Raw genomic sequence first — 17,866 nt, forward strand, 5'->3', positions numbered from 1 at the left:
ATCCTACCTCCATCTGCTTTTTGCCTGAATACCAAGGCTCGTAAAAGTGGCATTCTTTACCGATACGGAAATACTGTTCTTTCCTACATAGAGGGATGGGAAGTTTAACTCCTGTAAATAAGGAAGTCCGTTTCTAACAATCACTCCATTCTCATCCTCCACATAGGCTGTCATCTTATCCGTATCTACAACAAGTGTTTCTCCCTCTGAAAGTGTAGCATTCACAACCTTAAGTTCCTGTCCGTTAGTCGTTATGCTGATATAATTACTTACGCTTGGAGACAAAACTCCTTTTATTTTATAAATGGGATTTGAATCCACATTTCCTTTTTCTCTTTTAATCTCATGTGTTCCTTCTGCATCAATGAGAAAAGTCTCATCATTGATTGCGTATCCGAATGGATCTGGGCAAAAAAACTTCAAAGAAAAATGCCCCGCAGAACGGAGCAATCTCTCACAATCAACCTTTTCGTCAATTCTTGCCATAAAGTATCGGTCTGGTACATCATCAAGAATTAACTCGCCCAATCCATCCGTTGGGTCAAGCCAGAGTGCAATATCATCCAAAGCTAGGATTAACTCCCCGAAACTGCCTTTTGGAAAAATACTGCACTCCAGTTTAATCTCCCTTGCATCAAGGTCAGCACCGAAATCTGCTACTCCGTATTTCCCCGGAACTATAGTTGTGTAGTTTCTAAGCTGACCGCTTACCTGCCATGAAGTAAGCCTAGCCCTCATACCCATACTTTTTGATGTAACACTATTGAATATAAAACCCACACAACCACCTCCTTATGCTGTAGAAAAACGTCCCTGTGCACGGGAACCTGTCTGAATCAAATTGTATAATTCCTGCGAAATCTTACGGATATCTTCTTCACTTCTGACAATCATCTGTGAAATGGAAATAAGGGAACCGTAAGATGCTCCACTTCCCACTCCGTTCATTCCACTTGCAACCGAAGCTACTGTTGCATTTGCATCAAGATTAAAGTTCGTAGGAACAGCCGACTTCATATCTCCGGCTAGTCCATTCATTACATCCATAATGCCTGCATTCATATCCTCTGCCGCTGTAATTGCAGATTTGGCTGTATCGCCAATACCTCCTGCCAAACCTTCTGTAAGCATTTCTCCGACCCAAGCCATCTCTCGTGATGGAGAATGGATACCAAAGAAATCCTTAATCTTGCCCATAAGATTAGAACAGAAACCGCTGACCTTATTCCAAAGCCACGATGCAGCATCTCCAATACCATTCCAGATACCTTTGATGAGGTTTAAACCGATGGTAGCCATCTGTGACACGCCACCTGCAAAGCCTTTCACGATTGCAGAAATAATCTGTGGTACTGCTTTTACAATCGACACGATAATCTGTGGCAGGTTCTTAATCAACGCAACTAAAAGCTGAACACCTGCCATAATAATCTTGTCGATATTTCCAATCAGGGCATTTACAATGCTTGTGATAATCTTTGGAATGGCATCCACAATCGTTGTAATGATTGTTGGAAGGCTCTCCACCAAAGAAATCAGTAACTTAATCCCCGCATCGATAATGAGTGGAATGGACTCAATAACTGCTGTAATAATTCCATCAATAATCTGTGGAATCACAGTTACAATCGTTGTAATGATTTGTGGCAATGCCGTAACGAGTGATGATAAAAGCTGTATGCCTGCCTCGATAATCTGCGGGATTGCTGCCACGATAAATTCCACGATGGAAATGATTATCTGTGGCAATGCCTCTAACAACACAGGAATGGCTGCAATAATGCCCTGCGCCAATCCCATCACAAGCTGTAGGGCTGCATCAAGGAGCATTGGCAGATTGTCAATCAAACTCTGCACAATCGTCACAAGTGCCTGTACTGCGGCAGGAATTAAAGTAGGCAGAGCCTCTGCAATTCCCTGTACCAAAGTTGAAATCATTTGAATGGCTGCGTTAATAAGCAAAGGCAGATTTTCTATAATCGCATTCACGATTGTAATGACTGCTTGTACTGCCGCAGGAATCAGCGTTGGAATCAACTGTAAGATGGTATTTAATACTTGTGAAAAAAGGTCTGTTACTGTTTGAAGTAACGTAGGAAGTAACTGTGCAAATGCCTCAAGCAATGCTCCCGTTACCGTTGGAAGAGCCGACACAATATTCTCTATAACAGGAGTAATGTTTCTAACCACATCTTGGAATGCATCCACCACGTTATTACAGAGCATCGTCATGTCTGCATCAGCGTTTCCGAAACCTACCACTAAGTTCTGCAACGCAGCCTGCATGGAGTTAATGGATCCAGAAATCGTGTTCTCTGCTTCTGCTGCCGTTGCCCCGGCAATTCCCATGTTTTCCTGAATAACATGGATTGCAGCCACCACATCGGCATAGGAAGAAATATCGTACTCAATACCGGAAATAGCCTGTGCATCTGCAAGCAATCGTTCCATTTCCGTTTTTGTACCACCATAACCAAGTTTTAAGTTATCAAGCATCGTGTAGTTCTGCTTTGCAAAACCCTGATATGCATTTTGGATAAGAGACATATCTGTACCCATCTTATTGGCGTTATCAGACATATCCGTAATAGCCATATCCGCATACTCCACAGCTTTTTCTGTATCTCCACCCAAAGATGAAATCAGTGATGCAGAAAAGCCTGTGACGGTTTCCATATAATCATTTGCAGACATACCTGCTGTTTTATAAGCATTGGAAGCATAAGTTTGCAGTTTGCCCGATGATTCCTTAAACAAGGTGTCTACACCACCGACAAGCTGTTCATAGTCTGCATACGCAGACACCACTTCTTTGCCAAGGCTGATGGCTGCAGCTCCAGCCGCCGCCACTACGGTTCCCATAGCAACACCGATACCTTTTAGTGTACTTCCAAGAGCCTTAAACTTATCCTCGGACTTATCTGCCTCATCCCCGGCTTCCTTGATTTCATCCCCCATATCGTCTGCCGAGTCGGAAACCTCATCCATTCTACGGTCCATATCCTTAAGAGAATCTTCCGCGTCATCATAATTGGCATTCGCTGTTTCAAGTGCAGTATTATTTGCTTTGAGTTCCTTCTCCATAGCAATAAGTGCTGCCTCAGCATTGTTAAGCTGAATCTGCCAGCTTTGTGTGCGTCTGTCCGTTTCTCCAAAGGATGTGGATGCGTTCTGGAGGGCAGACCTTAAGGTTTCAATCTTGCTCTTCTGTGCATCGATTTCCTTGTTTAAGACTTTATTTCTTGCAGACAAAGCCTCAACCGAATTATCGTTTTTGTCGAATTGTGCCGATACCAGTTTCATTTCCGAACCCAATACCTTAAACGACTGATTGATATCTGCCAGTGCTTTCTTAAACTCTTTCTCACCTTCGACACCAATCTTCAGACCAAAATTATCAGCCATGTGTCTTTTCCTCCTTTCCGCTAAATTCCATAAGGAATTACATCATCAATGGATAATTCCTGCTTTGGCTTGGAAATGCCGTTGTACTGTTTGTGGCACTCCCATAAATCCATAAATAAACCAAAAGGCATCAGCCAGAACTCATCCTGTGACAGATGAAGCTGACCGATGCCGTAATACAAAAGCCGGGTAAACAACTCATCGTCGCTTACTCGGCCACTATGTTTTTTCCTTCTGATTCACTTTCCACGTTACGCTTTGTACCTTTATACATCGCATCCATGATTGCGTCCTTATAATCCGTAAGTTCCATTGGTGAAGTAAGAAGTTCCACCTCATCTGCTGTGAGTTCCGGTTTCTTCTCATTTGGATTTTTAAGGTTGTGAATAAGGATAGGCTGATTACATAAAAGAGTAATAAGCCAGATAATCTCATCGAGAGCCATCTCGAAGTTCTCAGACTTCATGAGCTTCTCTCCAAGGTTCTCCAACCCGCCGTATCGTCCTGCGATTTCCTTTGTCGCACGGGTAGTAAGGAGCATTTCATACTCTGTACCACCAATATTTACAACTGCTGTTCTTTCATCCATATCTGATATCCTCCACTAATTATTCTGTAGTGCCTGTAGTTGTATATGTTGGCTCATATACATCGTCATACCAATTCTTGATAACTGTAGCACTAACGCCTGTATCATCTTCGGACACTTCTGCTTTCCAAGGATGCTTGCCAAGACCGTCCACCTTGTTTCTACGAAGAACCGTTCCTTCAATAGATGGGGTTGAAAACTCAATGCTCTCTCCCTTTGTGGTAAGGTTTGTCGCAGGAATACCAAATTTTACACGGTATAACCAGAAGTAACGGTATTTTCCGTTTGCTTTCTTTGCACGGAATCCAATCGCAACAGGTGTACCACCATCTTCGGATGTTGAAATCAACACATGGTTCTTATCAATGGTTGCTCCTGTAAGGTCACCCGCTACAGATGCACCAATGTCATCAATACCAAGTGTAAGTGTTCCGCTCTGAAACTCTTTTACGATTTCAGCAGCACCGTCATCGGCATACAGCGTAGCCTCTGCCAGTTCCACGGATAATTCCGCAGACATAGCCTTTGCCAAAGACACAGGAGTTGCGTAGGTTTCGTTTCCGTCTGCATCTTCTGTGATTTTCGAATAAAATAATTTATCAAGACCAATCGTAGCCATAATTATTCCTCCATTTCATAATGTTTTGCCACATCAATGGCATAGTGATGGAAGTCCGTATCGTTCTCGTGACCGATGTATCTTCCATCCGTTATCGTGAAATCCCTATCAAGTAGTTCTTTCATAAGTTTCTTTTTCTGTGTGGTGTAATTCCCTTTCACAAACAGGGACAGCCTTGCCTCTTCAATCTCATAACCCGGACGGTTATCCGCATGAACTTCCAAGGAATCACCCATAGGTGTTACCACCACATATTCATTTGGTGCTTTTCCTTTGAACACACCCGTTTCCACAGGCAGACCACAGGATGTAACCACACCTTTAATCTCTGATAGAAAACTCATACCCTTTTAATCTCCTCTTCCAGTTTTTCTTTCATCGCACTAATGGCGGCTGATTTACTCGCACTTTTCGCAGGTTTCATAAAAGGTTTTGCAGGCTGACCACTCTTCCCATACTCAAGAACAGAAGCCAACATCGCATTGCTCTCCCCATCCGGACGTGGTTCAGAAAATCCAACTTTAATGTTAAAATCTCCGTTCTTATCCTGTAGGGGTTGCGAAGTTCCAAGGGCATCCAAAAGCTGACCCGTACTTCGTGACTTATACTTTGTGTCTTTACCAACCACAGACTGTAAATTGGAACGTACCTTTGCCTCCACAACCTCTGCCCCTGCTTCAAGCACCTTCGGTAAAATGACATCCGTTTTCTCTCCAAGCCTTGATACCTTCATCAGAAAGTCATCTGGCATCTTCCAAGATACTTTAGCCACTACTCGTCACCTCCTGTACAAGTGCCTCCAAATACATCCCTCTGCCTTTTACATTCTCAATGGATGTAATCTCAAATTCCTGATCACCGCAGATAATCTTCATATCCGTTGTTACAGTTACATTTGGAATCACACGGAAACGGAACAACTCTGTAGCAGTAGAAAACACCGCCACATTTGCCCATTTCTCACTCCCGTGCCTTCCTTCTCTGTATGCCCGGACAGATGCGATAACCACATCTTTTTCAATAGAAAAGCCTTCATCGTCCGTTGTGAGTTGTTTCTCCACAATGTCGATAAAGGCTGTCATCTTTCCAAAACTCATACTACACCTTCCATTCCCGGTCTAACCTAAGAAGAAGATTGACTGTGTTCCATACCTGCTGTCCTGCCTGAACATTGTCGGCAAAAAAGCCACCTGTCGAACCATCCCTACTTTCATAGAAATGGCTCGCAAGCATTATGACTGCCTGCTCTGTTGTGGCAGGCATTGTGTTTTTAGAGTAAAACCCTTCGTCTAAATGTTGGTAGCTTTCAGCATAGGCTGTTGCAGCAGTCAGGAACTGCTCCAAAAGAGTATCATCTGCGGAATGCTCCAATATCAGATTGGTTTTAACCTTTTCAAGCAATTCACTCACTATCTGCACCCCCTGTCTTATTCAGACTTAAGTTTCAAAATCTGCACAGCTTCAGGAAGGATTAACTTTCCATCCACACGCTCTTTTGCAACATAACCAATCATACCGTTACCTGCAAAGAGTTCACGAAGTTCTGCAAATGAACGAGAACCTCTGTCACCGATGTTGTAATAGCTGTAGTCACCGAATGCAATCGCATCTTCCGGTGCATATGCAGATGTGTGTACCGCATAACCCAACAATCTATCAGGCTCTCCCGCCTGATAAGAAGGCTGCCAGATATAAGCACCGTTGTTGTCCTTCAACTTTCTAAGAACAGCAAGGTTCTTGTCGTTGATAATGAAAGAAGCATTCTTTCTATATGGACGCTTAAGGGCATACACAAGATTGATGATGTCATCTGCCTTGATTGCTGCTGTAAGTGTTTCAGCTACAGTACCACCACCGTTTTCTGCAAACAAACCGAGTGGTCTGCCTACACCATCACCATTAAGGAAAGCATCCTCTTCTGCATTAGCAAGTGCCTTCCCAAACTGTTCGATGATGTATTTCTCAAGGTTGAATGCACTGTCATATAACAACTCTTCTGTTACCTTAATAGCAACATGAAGTTTGTGTGCATCCAAAAGAATCTGAGAGAATGTTGCATCACCAAAAGTTAAAGCGCCACCCTCTTCAATCCAGGATGCCGCCGGTTTGGTTGCTGCAATATTGATTTTATGCTCACCACTTGTTGTAATGGTGTGTCCGAGTCTTCGCATGATGTTTTCTTCTGTAAGTACATCAATCATTCTGCTGTCGTATTCTTCCGGTACTAAGTAGCCACCGTCTGCATCGACACCTTCCTGTAACACATTGTTTACACGCTTAAAGTTAGAACGTAATGCATCAAGCATAGCGTCCTTATACTCATTGGATGCCTTGCCAGTCTTTTTCTCTTCTGCACCCATCTTTGCCATTCCCGGCTTAGTTGTAAGAGGTGTGTTTACTGGCTTATTAAGTTCTGCCTCCATCTGTTCCTGACGTTCCAAACGTCTGATTTCATTGCTTAATGCGTTGATTTCCTCTTCCATACGATTGTATGTAGCATCGTCTTCTGCACTAAGTGTACCTTTATCGGTACGATGTGATTCTAAAAATGCCTTTGCAGCATTCCACGCAGTATTGCGTTTTTCTCTTAACTCCTGAATAGTCATGATTAAATCCTCCTAAATATGATTTTTGATAATGTCCAAACGCTCCAAAAGAGCATCCACATTTCGTTCATTGGTTTCCGGTGCAGGGATTTCTGACTGTTGCACCACAGTCTGTTTCTGCTTGCCATACTTGGCAGAAATCTTATTCTGCAAAGCGTTATTTACGGCTCTGCTTGAAAACATCACCGCTTCCACAGCATCTTCCATGTTGCTGTTTTCTGCCCCACCGTTATCACGGGTAAGCGTTCCATCAGCGAATCCAAGTTCTACCGCCTTATTGGCATTCATCCATGTTTCAGAATCCATAAGGTGTGACAGCTTGGCTCTTGAAAGACCTGTCTTTAACACGTAAGCGTTGATAATGGACTCTTTGACTTCGGCAAGCATATCAATGGCTTTCTGCATTTCTGCATGGTCACCCATTGCGATGGTCATAGGGTTATGAATCATAAGCATGGAAACAGGTGACATAAGCACTTCTTTTCCTGCCATAGCAATCACCGATGCCGCAGATGCTGCAATACCATCAATCTTGACTGTGACCTTGCCTTTGTAATTGGAAAGCATATTGTAGATTTGTGCCGCAGCTACACAATCACCACCGGGACTGTTAATCCACACCGTGATATCGCCTTCCCCCGCATTGAGTTCATCTTTGAAAAGCTGTGGCGTGACATCGTCATCGAACCAGCTTTCCTCTGCGATTGTTCCGTTCAGAAACAGCGTTCTCTCCGCCGGACTGTTCTCCGTCTGAGCCTGATTCTTCCAATTCCAGAACTTCTTCATGGTTTTCCTCCTCTCCACCTTCCGAGCCTTTTGCAAAAAGACCTGCATCCTGTAACTTGGTCATGTTTCCATTGATGAGATACAAATCTCCACCAAGTTCAGCAGGAATTTTGTCGAGGTTTTCTAACTCACGGATATCGTTTGCACTCATCCAACCGTTCTGTCTGCCAATGGCATAACCATTCATACGGCTCTGGTAGTCACCTCGAAGAAGCCCGTCCATGTTAAATTTGATAAAATACTTCTTTTTTTCTTGAGCCGTCAGTAAGGAACGCACCATAGCCTGCTCCCACCTTGAAATCCAAGGGTCAAGCGTGTATTTTACGAACTCCAATGACTGTTGCTCTATATTAGAAAAGCTCGACTTCTCAAGGTCTCCTACCATGTGTGGTGGGACTCTGAAAATTCGAGCAATTTCATTGATTTGGAACTTCCTCGTTTCGAGGAATTGTGCCTGTTCAGGGCTGATAGAAATCGGTGTGTACTTCATTCCTTCTTCCAAAACAGCTACTTTATTTGCGTTGGAACTTCCACCAAAGGTCTGTGTCCAACTCTCCCTTACCCTAGACGGGTCTTTAATAGTGCCGGGATGTTCAAGTACACCACTTGGTGCAGCTCCGTTAGCAAAGAACTTGGCTCCATACTCCTCACAGGCAATTGCCATGCCGATAGCATTTTTAGCCATAGCAATCGGACTGTATCCTACAAGTCCGTCAAAGCCTAATCCCGGAATATGAAGTACGTCTGTTGCTGCAAGGGTTACCCATTTTCCTTGATTGGTTGGTGCATCATCTACCGTCATGTAATACTGGTAGTAGATTTTCCCCTTATCATCTCTGTCCACAGTCATGCGATCAGGCATAAGTGGGTATAGAGCAACAATCTCTCCCTTACCATTTCTGATAATCTGTGCATAAGCATTGCCCCACAGCAAAAGGTGGGTCATAAGCACTTCTCGAAAGGTATAGGAAGACATCTCCGGATTTGGTTCATCATGCAATAAAAAATACAGCGGATGGTCGGTAGCTTTTGCTTTGCTACCGTCTCCCCTGTACTCATAAAAATGAAGTGGTAGGCTTGCTACCGCTTCTGATAAAATCCTCACGCACGAATAGACTGCTGTCATCTGCATCGCACTTCGTTCATTTACCTTTTTACCGCTTGTTGAACTTCCCAAGAAAAATCCATATGCACTTCCTGCTGTTCTGTTTGTAGGTTTATCCCTCGACTTGAATATTCCTGACAAAATACCCATTTTCTAATCCTCACTTTCTTAAAAAACAAGCAACCCTCGTGTATCGTAGACACTTTCACTCGTGTCATTGCCACATCGGATTGCCCTGTCAAGTGCCATGATTGTTGCAATAGCACCGTCAATCTTTTCTGTTGATTTTGCTTTATCGGCCTTAATGTTTCCCGCCGGGTCGTTTCGGATATAAATGTTATCCATGTTCCAACGGAGAACCGGATGCCCATTATGAGCCAGTTTCTTTTCCAAGGTCAGTTTCATAAGTTCCTTTGTTGGAGGAGACATGGATGCAAATCCCTGCCCCATAGGAACAACCGTAAATCCCATACCCTCTAAGTTCTGTACCATCTGTACTGCTCCCCATCGGTCAAATGCAATTTCACGGATGTTGTATTTCTCCCCAAGCTGCTCGATAAACTTCTCAATAAAGCCGTAGTGAACCACGTTACCTTCCGTGGTCTGCAAATAGCCATCTCTCTCCCAAATGTCATAGGGGACATGGTCTCTTCGCACTCGAAGTTCAAGCGTGTCCTCTGGAACCCAAAAATACGGAAGCACTATATACTTGTCATCCGCATCAAGTGGTGGAAACACAAGCACGAAGGATGTAAGGTCAGTGGTGCTTGATAAGTCTAAGCCACCATAACAAACTCTTCCTTCCAGATCTTCTTCTCGTATGTTCTCTGCACACGCATCCCATTTGTCCATTGGCATCCAACGGACTGCCTGTTTTACCCATTGGTTCAAACGAAGCTGTCGAAAGGCATTCTCTTCACCCGGATTCTGCTTTGCACTATCACAGGCGGCTTGCACCTTCTCAATGCCAATCGTAATATCCAAACTTGGATTTGCTTTTCTCCAAACTTCCGGGTCTGTCCAGTCATCCTCTTGGTCTGCCCCATAAATGACAGGGTAAAATGTAGGGTCAACTTTTCTGCCCTCTAAAATATCCACAGCCTTCTGATGTAACTCATAGCAGATGCTGTTCGTATCATTTCCCGCTGTTGTGATAATAAAGTGCAGAGGATTTCTTCTTGCATCCGATGTACCCTTTGTCATCATGTCAAAGAACTTACGGTCTTTCTGAACCCATAACTCGTCAAACACAAGACAGCTTACGTTTACACCGGATTTGCCTGCAACGTCTGCTGACAATGCCTTATAGGAACTGTTTGTGGGACCGAAACCGATAGTCTTTCTACTTGGTCTTAAGTCACATCTTTTCATAAGAGCCGGACTAAGACGAACCATGTCACACGCTACATCAAATACAAGCGAGGCTTGGTCTCTGTCAGCAGCACAACCGTACACTTCGGCTCTCTGCTCCCCATCGGCACAAAGCATATACAATGCGATGGCAGCCGCAAGTTCCGACTTTCCACATTTCTTCGGTACTTCGATGTACGCTGTCGTAAATTGTCGATACCCGTCGGGTTTTAATGTTCCAAAAATATCTCTGATTATCTGTTCCTGCCAATCTATAAGTTCGAATGGCTGATTATAGAACTCGCCCTTTGTATGCTTAAGCTGTTCAATAAAGGCAACCACAAAATCAGCCGCCTCCTTGTCATAGATGGAGTCCTTGGCTTTAAACTTGGTAGGAACATACTTTTTTAGTTTTCTCAATTCTCCACCTCCAAAAATGGACAGCAAAAAAGACCCCTTTCGGAGTCTTCTGCAAAATTTACTTTTATTCTTTGATGGCTACAAATCCAAACTGGTCAAATAAGGCATGAGGGTCGATTTGGTAAATCTTCCAACCATCCATCTCTCCAATGTATCTCTCTCCCCCAAGAAGTGCCGCAACCTTTAATGCGTGGCATCTTGTTTTGTTGTAGGAAAAAATAATCTCGTTTGTCATGGCGTTTGCCTCCTTCGTTTTCGTTATGTGTACATTACCGTACTATCACACATATTGGAATACGACTATCCACCAGAGTTGTTGCCACATAATTGTGTATATTATAATCCGCGCTGTTCGCACTGATGTATTGTCTGAATTATGGAATCCTGTTCTTCTTTGGAAACCCCTATGCTTTCAAGTGCCTCTCTCGTTCCACAGTCGGGGCAAATCGGCGTTTTACCATCCTTCCTTGAAGTAGCAGGCACTCCTCGGTATGAATTGCCACAGAAGGGGCAAATTTGAATTCTTGCAATGTTGTTTGTTTTCATTATATTCCAAGCTCCTTTCTGCTTTTTCTGATTGCGTTCATCAGAAGGCTTTGGTCGAATTTAAAGGTGTTATATCCTGTGATGCAGGTCTGCACATAATTCCATGTTGGTATCCCAAATGGTCTGTCCTCGTGCATGATGTAAACAAAAGCGTCTCTCAATCGTTCTTTTTTACTTTTAATGCCTGTTACCACAATCTGCATTTCCTTTTTATAATAAAAGGTTGGGAATCCTTCGTATCGGTCAAGTGCAGCCTCATCCTCTTCTTCCACCGACCAAACTGCAACAGGTACTTTCGCACCTTCCTTTGGTTCAATCGTAAGATAAGAACCGGACTTGCTACCCTTAAATAAAAGTTCGTAATCCTCAATTACTGCTGTTCCAACCACCCTTGCTGTTGGGCATCGAAATCTCATCTGCGTTACATTCAAGTTGCTGCCGTAGGCTAAATAATATCGTTTCATCTGCTTTCCTTCCTTTCTAGGGCTATACCCTTCTACCACCTTAAGACCGCCGTGGCGGTCAAAGGCAGGCCTGTGGCTATTCTCTTCAAGCCACTCGACCTCTTCGGAAAGCTGTGTCTCCGTCAAGTCTCTTCGTATAAAGGTCTCTTGCTGTTTTGAATTCATCCCCAATAAATCCAAGGCGAAGGAGCCAAGTTCTCATTGCGTATTTTGGATTTTCGGTCTGCTGTGGCTTTGCACTTGCTGACCTTACTTCCTTTGCCAATTGGCTAAGTGCGAGGCAAAGCTGAATGTAAGCTTTAAGCTGTCCTGCGTGTAAGCCGTTCTGCTTTCCGTTTGCAGGTGCTTCGAATTGGAAAAGTCGAAATTCAACCGTTCCCTTTGTGAAAGTTGCGTGAAGGTTTAACATGTGGTATCGGCTGTCGTTGTAATGGTGGTTTCTGCCGTAACCTGCGTTTTGGCTGTTGTACCAAATGTCTGCCAATGCCGACATGGTTTTTGGTTTTCTTCTGTTAAGCTGTTCCAAAAATCGTGGGTCAACCGTTCTGCAATATCTGTTCATTCTGCCTCGGTCAAGTTTTAAGGCATCTGCTAAAAGGCTTTCGTGGCTCGCCATAATGTTTGCCAAGTTTCTAAGGCTCTGTGGTGTGTGTCCGTTTGCTCCGATGTGGATGTGAACTCCGCATCCTCTTGTGGCATCGCTCTTTGCTCCAGCCTTTCTTAAAATTCGGATGAGTTCCTGCAGTTTTTCGATGTCTGCGTAGGTAAGGATTGGCGTTACCAATTCGCATTTCTCGCTGTCTGCTCCTGCAATGCTTACGTCTCTTTGAAATTTCCATTCTCTTCCCTGCTCGTCCCATGCTGACCAAGTGCAGTATCCGTTTCTTCCATCTGTGTATTCAAATCGGTTGGTTCCGAAAAATCCGGCTGCAAGTTTTGCTGCCTTTTCTCTTTTGATGTTGTTCATCTCAACCTCAACTCCGATGGTCTGTTTCTTCATTTCTTCAATCTGTCTTGCTGTTTTTTCGTTCATTGTCTGCCTCCGTTTTATGTGTTTTCCCTTTCGGTGTACACATATTCCCGTACTATGCAGATATTATCAATACAACTACTACACAAAGATACACACATCAAATTGTGTACATTATGGTGGTTTATTCCTCATCTGTGCAAGTAGTAAGCCCCATCAATAGTTCGGTATAAATCTTGGTGTAACGTTCACATTCACTACCTTCTGAACCCGCAATTGCTCTGAGGTAAAAATCAGCTGCCTCTTTGCGAGAATCCCATGTTTCTTCCTTACCGTAGCAGATTATCTTAACGCTATCCAATTTTCTACAAGCATCTTCTCCGTAGACAACATTGAGTCCACTACCATTATCCCAAGAAACCATAATGGATGCTGTGTCATCGACTCCCCTTACTGTTCCCTTCGTTCCAATCGGTGGTGCTTGGAAATCATCCATTTGCACCAGCTCCACCCTCGTTCCAACCGGATATTCTTTTCTTACCTGTTCTACAATCTCTCTGCTTGGAAATCTCATTATTCCTACTCCTCCTTTTGCTTTTTGAATGCCGAAGAACCATCAAGGTTCTCAAGTAAAATTTTTCTGTCTGCCTTAAATTCATCACCGATGAATCCAAGTCTCAAAAGGAAACAGCGGAATGCGTATTTCTCATTCTCATCTTCCCTTGGCTTTGCCGTGATTCTCTTTTGGTTCTTTGCCATCTCACAAATGGCTGTAACAAACTTTGTGTATGTCTGCACCCTTTGTGGATCCAATTCAGAGAACCAAGGGAACTCAATCTTGTCATCTTTTACGTTAATCACTAGGCTCTGCTTTTTAAATGCACTGCTGAACAATCTGCCCTTGCTCTCAAGGATTCTAAAAAGATTGTCGATTGCCTCATCTGTAAAGCCTTCCTTTAGAACCGAAATGATAAGTTCATTCGTTTCTGTGGTTTCATCCCACTCTGTTGGGGAGTTGCCTGTTTCCATTACACAAGCATCCACCACTCTGCTACTCTTTTCAATTCCGACTGGGTCTGTATCATTCAAGTCTTCCCACGAAAGTGTGCCATCCTTCTCAACCCTAAAAATGTCGATTTGATATGCACATGATGGAACTCCAAGATACTTTGCTTTGACTCCCAGTTCCTTTTCAATGGCTTTAACCATTTTCTTGCGAGCATCCCCGCTTACATTAAAATGTAATACCATTTTGCGTACCTCCTATTCTTTTGGTAGTACACATATTCCCGTACTATCGGTGTAATAGCAACGATTATTTCAGATAAAACGTGTAGAATACCACACGAATAATTCCTACATAATTTGTGCATAGTACATAGGGAATATGTGAAAAACGGAAGTGGAAATCCCCACTCCCGTCTACTCATTTAAGGCTTACGCTTTTCTTAAAAGAATGCTACCAACATTTACCCATCTGCCACCGTAGGTTAAGTCGATGAAACCACAACCAGAGAAAGTATATGTCTTTCCTGCCGCAGTCTGTACCTTTTCTACAGCACAGTAGTTCTTGTTGCTCTGACCTCTTGTACAGTTTGCAGTTAACCATACATAAGAACCTGCAGGTAAGTCGCAGCACTTAGAACCGTCAGCATAATATGCTCTTGTCGCATACTGTACTTTACGCTTTCTTGTGCTTACAGCCACCCAAGATGTACCATTGGAAGCGTAGTCTGCAAAATCACCAAACTCACATCCCCAATACTCCTCTGGGAAAACACCCATAACCATATTGTGATTAGCGTCAAGAATTACTGCTGGAGCATCGACGCCTTCCCATCCTGTTCCCGGAACTGTACCTTCCACGAAACATTCATTCTTTGTAATATTTCCAATCTTTGTAGAACTACAACTTCCGTTATCGTTCATTTTATAAATTGGAATCTTCTGTCCAGACAGGTTTACCTGCCATCCACTAACTGCCATTTTCTTTTCCTCCATAATAAATTATTTTTCCTACTCACATTTGGCATAATAATTTATGCCCGATAAAACGAATACCACATTCGGTAAGGCTACACCGTTACCCCACATCTTATATTCCGCAGAATCGGAATGTGGATTCTTAAGCCATTTGATAATCTGGCTGTCTGTTTTCGGCTTTATCTTCTTGCCCATTGCTTTCGCATGAACAGAAAATACATTCTTCCACCAAGCAATCTCCTCTTTAGTCGGATTCTCTGTTTCCAGATCATCGCACCACCAATCAGGAAATCCTTGTAATCTCGCACACTCTGTTGGAGTGAGCCTTCTGACAATATACTCAGGCTCAACGATATGATAGTCACCGCTGAAAGCCTCTTGATTGCCGAGCCATTGTTTCTCTCCCATACTTGCAGCAAGCGTTCCAAATACATCCTTGCCCGATGCCGTTTTGACATCGTTTATAATCGGTGGGTCTTTATAATCTGTAGCCACTAATGTGTTTGCCAGCTCTTCCTCTGCATTCGTAAAGAATGATGCTTTACTTGAACTAAAGGTAGGAACTGCTACTGCACTTGGTCCCTGTGCATTTAATGTGGAATTAATCCCATCATCCGTAATGCCCGGAACTCTTGCAAAATTCTGACCACAGTTAAAAGCCTCTCTGTCAATGGCATAAACAACTGCGTGTTTATCAACTGTATTTAATGTGAATGAGACATCCTCACTGATTCCATCACCCTGTGGACCGTTCTCATCCTTCCTTCCAATCATGGAGCCCTGTAATGAAACCACAGCCATACCGCCTTGATTGCACGATGGATTTCCTCCATTGGCATCCAAGCAACGTGCTGTATCAGCTTCATAAAATCCGCTGTTCGGATTATCCGATTTCATGGAATTACTCTCTTTGGCACAGATACCATACACCTTTGGTGTCTCAACCACAAATGGCTGATTATTTCCACCAGTTCCATAAGTAGACGAAACTGTCTGTGCTACTTCCAAGGGACCGGTATATCTCGTGTCCTGACTGTGATTCTCAAACATCAAGCGGTCTGTGCCTGTTTCTCCAATGCCTTCTGAAGTATCTCCGGCAGTTGCTTTCCACGGCTGGCGGCTCTTCGCAGAATACCCAGACACGCTTTCTGACTCAAATAGTATTTTTCCTGCACACCCACCTGCAAAATCTGCGACAAGGTAGATACGCTTTCTTCGTTGGGGTACTCCCCAAAACTGTGCATCGAATAATCTCCATGCGACTGAGTAACCATCTCCCAAGATTTCTCCTGCGTTTTCCCACTTTGAAGGTCTAGGAACAGACACTTGCTCGTCTTTGACTTTGCAGATTTCTTCGAGGACTGCACGGAAGTCTTCTCCTTTGTTACTGGAGAATGCTCCTGGGACATTTTCCCAGACGATAAATCTTGGATATTTTCCATTGGTTGCCTCCCTCATTTCTTTAATGATTCTGATTGCTTCATAAAAAAGACTTGAGCGTGAACCGCCCAAGCCATCTCTTTTCCCTGCCACGGACATATCCTGACATGGGCTTCCAAAAGTTATGATATCTACGGGAGCAAGTGTACTACCATTTAAGGTAGTAATGTCTCCCAAATGTTCCACCTGTGGCAGTCTCTTTGTTGTGACACGAACAGGAAAAGGCTCAATCTCCGATGCCCACAAAGGGGTTATACCGGAAATCAAGCCTCCTAAAGGAAATCCCGCCGAGCCATCAAAAAGACTGCCAAGCGTTAAAGTTCTACTCATTGCTGCCCTCCACTTCTACTACCAAAGCAGAATATGGAATCTGCTCTCCATCTCGAATGACATACACATTGTCTGCGTCTCCTGTGTCCTCCACATATCTGCGGAGAATCACGGATGCGTACTTTTCATCCAGTTCCATCGTATGACAGATACGATTTGTCTGCTCACATGCCATAAGCGTTGAACCACTACCACCAAAGGTATCTACTACAATTCCATTTGCCTGACTCGAATTACCAATAGGGTATGCAAGCAAATCAAGTGGTTTTGAAGTAGGATGGTTTTTATTTCTCTTTGGCTTATCGAAGTTCCAAATGGTTGTCTGCGAACGGTCAGAATACCACGGATGTTTTCCATTCTGTAAAAATCCGTAAAGCACAGGTTCGTGCTGCCACTGATAATCAGAACGCCCAAGAACTAAGGAGTTCTTAACCCAAATGCAACAGCCTGCCAAATGAAATCCTGCATCCTGAAATGCCCTACGGAAATTCAAGCCTTCTGTATCTGCGTGAAAAATATAAGCAGCTCCACCTTTTTCAAGATGTGCTGCCATGTTCTTAAATGCCTGTAACAGGAAGTTATAAAATTCCTCGCCTTTGATACTGTCGTTCTGAATAGTAAGGCCATCGGAACTTTGGAAAGATACACCGTATGGTGGGTCTGATACGATAAGGTTTGCTTTCTTACCATCCATCAGCGTTGCCACATCTTCCTCACTTGTGGCATCTCCACACATAAGTCTGTGTCTGCCAACCTGCCAGACATCTCCTCTTTTTACGAAGGCAGCCTTTTCAAGTGCATCGTTTAAATCGAAATCATCATCTTCGACTTTGTCATCTTCCGTACCAAAAAGGTCTGCAATTTCCTGTTCCTCAAAACCTGTAAGTCCGATATCGAAAGCCTCTGCCTGTAAGGCTTCGATTTCAATACGCAAGAGTTCTTCATCCCAGCCTGCATCCTGTGCCATTCTGTTGTCGGCAATGATATATGCTTTCTTTTGTGCCGGGGTAAGATGGTCAGCTAAAACACACGGAACTTCCTCAATATGCTCCTCTTTGGCTGCCATCACTCTTCCGTGACCTGCAATGATATTGTAATCCCCATCAATGATGACAGGGTTGATGAACCCGAACTCACGGAGCGAAGCACGAAGTTTATTTATCTGCTCTGCATTATGGGTACGGGCATTATTCACATAAGGTATCAATTTGTCAATTGATACAAGTTTCATTTCTGTTGTAGTCTGCATACTC

At 43.5% G+C, this 17,866-nt stretch carries 21 protein-coding genes; all 21 read right to left on the reverse strand.

The window, feature by feature from the left end; genetic code table 11:
• Positions 1–3: 3 nt before the first annotated feature.
• The 21 genes from CLOCEL_RS19840 to CLOCEL_RS19935 all read right to left on the reverse strand — a co-directional run bounded on the left by CLOCEL_RS19840 (position 4) and on the right by CLOCEL_RS19935 (position 17,862).
• Complete coding sequence (locus CLOCEL_RS19840; protein ID WP_010073974.1) at positions 4–780, reverse strand: distal tail protein Dit; 777 nt, start codon at positions 778–780, stop codon at positions 4–6.
• A gap of 12 nt (positions 781–792) precedes the next feature.
• Positions 793–3,405, reverse strand: a complete 2,613-nt coding sequence (locus tag CLOCEL_RS19845) for a phage tail protein (protein WP_010073975.1) — start codon at positions 3,403–3,405, stop codon at positions 793–795.
• A 208-nt stretch (positions 3,406–3,613) separates the two neighbouring features.
• Complete coding sequence (locus CLOCEL_RS19850; RefSeq protein ID WP_010073977.1) at positions 3,614–3,994, reverse strand: hypothetical protein; 381 nt, start codon at positions 3,992–3,994, stop codon at positions 3,614–3,616.
• Between the two features lie 19 nt (positions 3,995–4,013).
• Positions 4,014–4,613: a major tail protein gene (locus CLOCEL_RS19855; protein WP_010073978.1), complete on the reverse strand. Its 600-nt coding sequence runs from the start codon at positions 4,611–4,613 to the stop codon at positions 4,014–4,016.
• Positions 4,614–4,615: 2 nt separating this feature from the next.
• Positions 4,616–4,957: a hypothetical protein gene (locus CLOCEL_RS19860; protein WP_010073979.1), complete on the reverse strand. Its 342-nt coding sequence runs from the start codon at positions 4,955–4,957 to the stop codon at positions 4,616–4,618.
• On the reverse strand, positions 4,954–5,385 hold the full coding sequence (locus CLOCEL_RS19865) for an HK97-gp10 family putative phage morphogenesis protein (RefSeq protein ID WP_010073980.1): 432 nt from the start codon (positions 5,383–5,385) through the stop codon (positions 4,954–4,956). Before CLOCEL_RS19865 ends, CLOCEL_RS19860 begins: the two co-directional genes overlap by 4 nt.
• Complete coding sequence (locus tag CLOCEL_RS19870; protein WP_010073981.1) at positions 5,378–5,710, reverse strand: head-tail adaptor protein; 333 nt, start codon at positions 5,708–5,710, stop codon at positions 5,378–5,380. The genes CLOCEL_RS19865 and CLOCEL_RS19870 overlap by 8 nt, the downstream gene beginning before the upstream one ends.
• Position 5,711: 1 nt before the next feature.
• On the reverse strand, positions 5,712–6,023 hold the full coding sequence (locus CLOCEL_RS19875; protein ID WP_010073982.1) for a head-tail connector protein: 312 nt from the start codon (positions 6,021–6,023) through the stop codon (positions 5,712–5,714).
• Positions 6,024–6,040: 17 nt separating this feature from the next.
• Positions 6,041–7,219, reverse strand: a complete 1,179-nt coding sequence (locus CLOCEL_RS19880; RefSeq protein ID WP_010073983.1) for a phage major capsid protein — start codon at positions 7,217–7,219, stop codon at positions 6,041–6,043.
• Positions 7,220–7,231: 12 nt separating this feature from the next.
• Positions 7,232–8,005 carry a head maturation protease, ClpP-related gene (locus CLOCEL_RS19885; RefSeq protein ID WP_013291958.1) on the reverse strand — a complete coding sequence of 258 codons (774 nt, stop codon included), beginning with the start codon at positions 8,003–8,005 and terminating at the stop codon, positions 7,232–7,234.
• Positions 7,899–9,260: a phage portal protein gene (locus tag CLOCEL_RS19890; protein WP_010073985.1), complete on the reverse strand. Its 1,362-nt coding sequence runs from the start codon at positions 9,258–9,260 to the stop codon at positions 7,899–7,901. The genes CLOCEL_RS19885 and CLOCEL_RS19890 overlap by 107 nt, the downstream gene beginning before the upstream one ends.
• Before the next feature lie 18 nt (positions 9,261–9,278).
• The gene (locus CLOCEL_RS19895) at positions 9,279–10,880 is read right to left on the reverse strand and encodes a terminase large subunit (protein WP_010073986.1); all 1,602 of its coding nucleotides are present in this window, start codon (positions 10,878–10,880) and stop codon (positions 9,279–9,281) included.
• Between the two features lie 64 nt (positions 10,881–10,944).
• Positions 10,945–11,115: a hypothetical protein gene (locus tag CLOCEL_RS23360; protein WP_010073987.1), complete on the reverse strand. Its 171-nt coding sequence runs from the start codon at positions 11,113–11,115 to the stop codon at positions 10,945–10,947.
• Between the two features lie 101 nt (positions 11,116–11,216).
• Positions 11,217–11,426, reverse strand: coding sequence for a hypothetical protein (locus CLOCEL_RS19900; protein WP_010073988.1), 210 nt, complete (start codon positions 11,424–11,426; stop codon positions 11,217–11,219).
• Positions 11,426–12,016, reverse strand: coding sequence for a gamma-glutamylcyclotransferase family protein (locus tag CLOCEL_RS19905; RefSeq protein ID WP_341271455.1), 591 nt, complete (start codon positions 12,014–12,016; stop codon positions 11,426–11,428). The genes CLOCEL_RS19900 and CLOCEL_RS19905 overlap by 1 nt, the downstream gene beginning before the upstream one ends.
• Entirely contained in the window at positions 11,976–12,923 is a 948-nt protein-coding gene (locus tag CLOCEL_RS19910; protein ID WP_010073990.1) for an amidoligase family protein, read from the reverse strand. The genes CLOCEL_RS19905 and CLOCEL_RS19910 overlap by 41 nt, the downstream gene beginning before the upstream one ends.
• 121 nt (positions 12,924–13,044) lie before the next feature.
• The gene (locus CLOCEL_RS23910) at positions 13,045–13,434 is read right to left on the reverse strand and encodes a DUF4314 domain-containing protein (RefSeq protein WP_010073991.1); all 390 of its coding nucleotides are present in this window, start codon (positions 13,432–13,434) and stop codon (positions 13,045–13,047) included.
• Between the two features lie 5 nt (positions 13,435–13,439).
• Positions 13,440–14,111: a hypothetical protein gene (locus tag CLOCEL_RS19920; protein ID WP_010073992.1), complete on the reverse strand. Its 672-nt coding sequence runs from the start codon at positions 14,109–14,111 to the stop codon at positions 13,440–13,442.
• Between the two features lie 186 nt (positions 14,112–14,297).
• Positions 14,298–14,846 carry a hypothetical protein gene (locus tag CLOCEL_RS19925; RefSeq protein WP_010073993.1) on the reverse strand — a complete coding sequence of 183 codons (549 nt, stop codon included), beginning with the start codon at positions 14,844–14,846 and terminating at the stop codon, positions 14,298–14,300.
• A 30-nt stretch (positions 14,847–14,876) separates the two neighbouring features.
• On the reverse strand, positions 14,877–16,613 hold the full coding sequence (locus CLOCEL_RS19930; protein WP_010073994.1) for a DNA cytosine methyltransferase: 1,737 nt from the start codon (positions 16,611–16,613) through the stop codon (positions 14,877–14,879).
• Positions 16,606–17,862, reverse strand: coding sequence for a site-specific DNA-methyltransferase (locus CLOCEL_RS19935; protein WP_010073995.1), 1,257 nt, complete (start codon positions 17,860–17,862; stop codon positions 16,606–16,608). The genes CLOCEL_RS19930 and CLOCEL_RS19935 overlap by 8 nt, the downstream gene beginning before the upstream one ends.
• Between the last annotated feature and the right edge of the window lie 4 nt (positions 17,863–17,866).

This window comes from Clostridium cellulovorans 743B (assembly GCF_000145275.1).
Taxonomy (GTDB): Bacteria; Bacillota; Clostridia; order Clostridiales; family Clostridiaceae; genus Clostridium_K; species Clostridium_K cellulovorans.

Coding starts and splice junctions, on each gene's coding strand:
- CLOCEL_RS19900 (WP_010073988.1), bottom strand. CDS start 11,426: ATGAAAACAAACAACATTGCAAGAATTCAAATTTGCCCCTTCTGTGGC.
- CLOCEL_RS19885 (WP_013291958.1), bottom strand. CDS start 8,005: ATGAAGAAGTTCTGGAATTGGAAGAATCAGGCTCAGACGGAGAACAGT.
- CLOCEL_RS19850 (WP_010073977.1), bottom strand. CDS start 3,994: ATGGATGAAAGAACAGCAGTTGTAAATATTGGTGGTACAGAGTATGAA.
- CLOCEL_RS19855 (WP_010073978.1), bottom strand. CDS start 4,613: ATGGCTACGATTGGTCTTGATAAATTATTTTATTCGAAAATCACAGAA.
- CLOCEL_RS19890 (WP_010073985.1), bottom strand. CDS start 9,260: ATGGGTATTTTGTCAGGAATATTCAAGTCGAGGGATAAACCTACAAAC.
- CLOCEL_RS19860 (WP_010073979.1), bottom strand. CDS start 4,957: ATGAGTTTTCTATCAGAGATTAAAGGTGTGGTTACATCCTGTGGTCTG.
- CLOCEL_RS19925 (WP_010073993.1), bottom strand. CDS start 14,846: ATGGCAGTTAGTGGATGGCAGGTAAACCTGTCTGGACAGAAGATTCCA.
- CLOCEL_RS19910 (WP_010073990.1), bottom strand. CDS start 12,923: ATGAACGAAAAAACAGCAAGACAGATTGAAGAAATGAAGAAACAGACC.
- CLOCEL_RS19870 (WP_010073981.1), bottom strand. CDS start 5,710: ATGAGTTTTGGAAAGATGACAGCCTTTATCGACATTGTGGAGAAACAA.
- CLOCEL_RS19930 (WP_010073994.1), bottom strand. CDS start 16,613: ATGAGTAGAACTTTAACGCTTGGCAGTCTTTTTGATGGCTCGGCGGGA.
- CLOCEL_RS23910 (WP_010073991.1), bottom strand. CDS start 13,434: ATGAGATTTCCAAGCAGAGAGATTGTAGAACAGGTAAGAAAAGAATAT.
- CLOCEL_RS19880 (WP_010073983.1), bottom strand. CDS start 7,219: ATGACTATTCAGGAGTTAAGAGAAAAACGCAATACTGCGTGGAATGCT.
- CLOCEL_RS23360 (WP_010073987.1), bottom strand. CDS start 11,115: ATGACAAACGAGATTATTTTTTCCTACAACAAAACAAGATGCCACGCA.
- CLOCEL_RS19845 (WP_010073975.1), bottom strand. CDS start 3,405: ATGGCTGATAATTTTGGTCTGAAGATTGGTGTCGAAGGTGAGAAAGAG.
- CLOCEL_RS19920 (WP_010073992.1), bottom strand. CDS start 14,111: ATGGTATTACATTTTAATGTAAGCGGGGATGCTCGCAAGAAAATGGTT.
- CLOCEL_RS19935 (WP_010073995.1), bottom strand. CDS start 17,862: ATGCAGACTACAACAGAAATGAAACTTGTATCAATTGACAAATTGATA.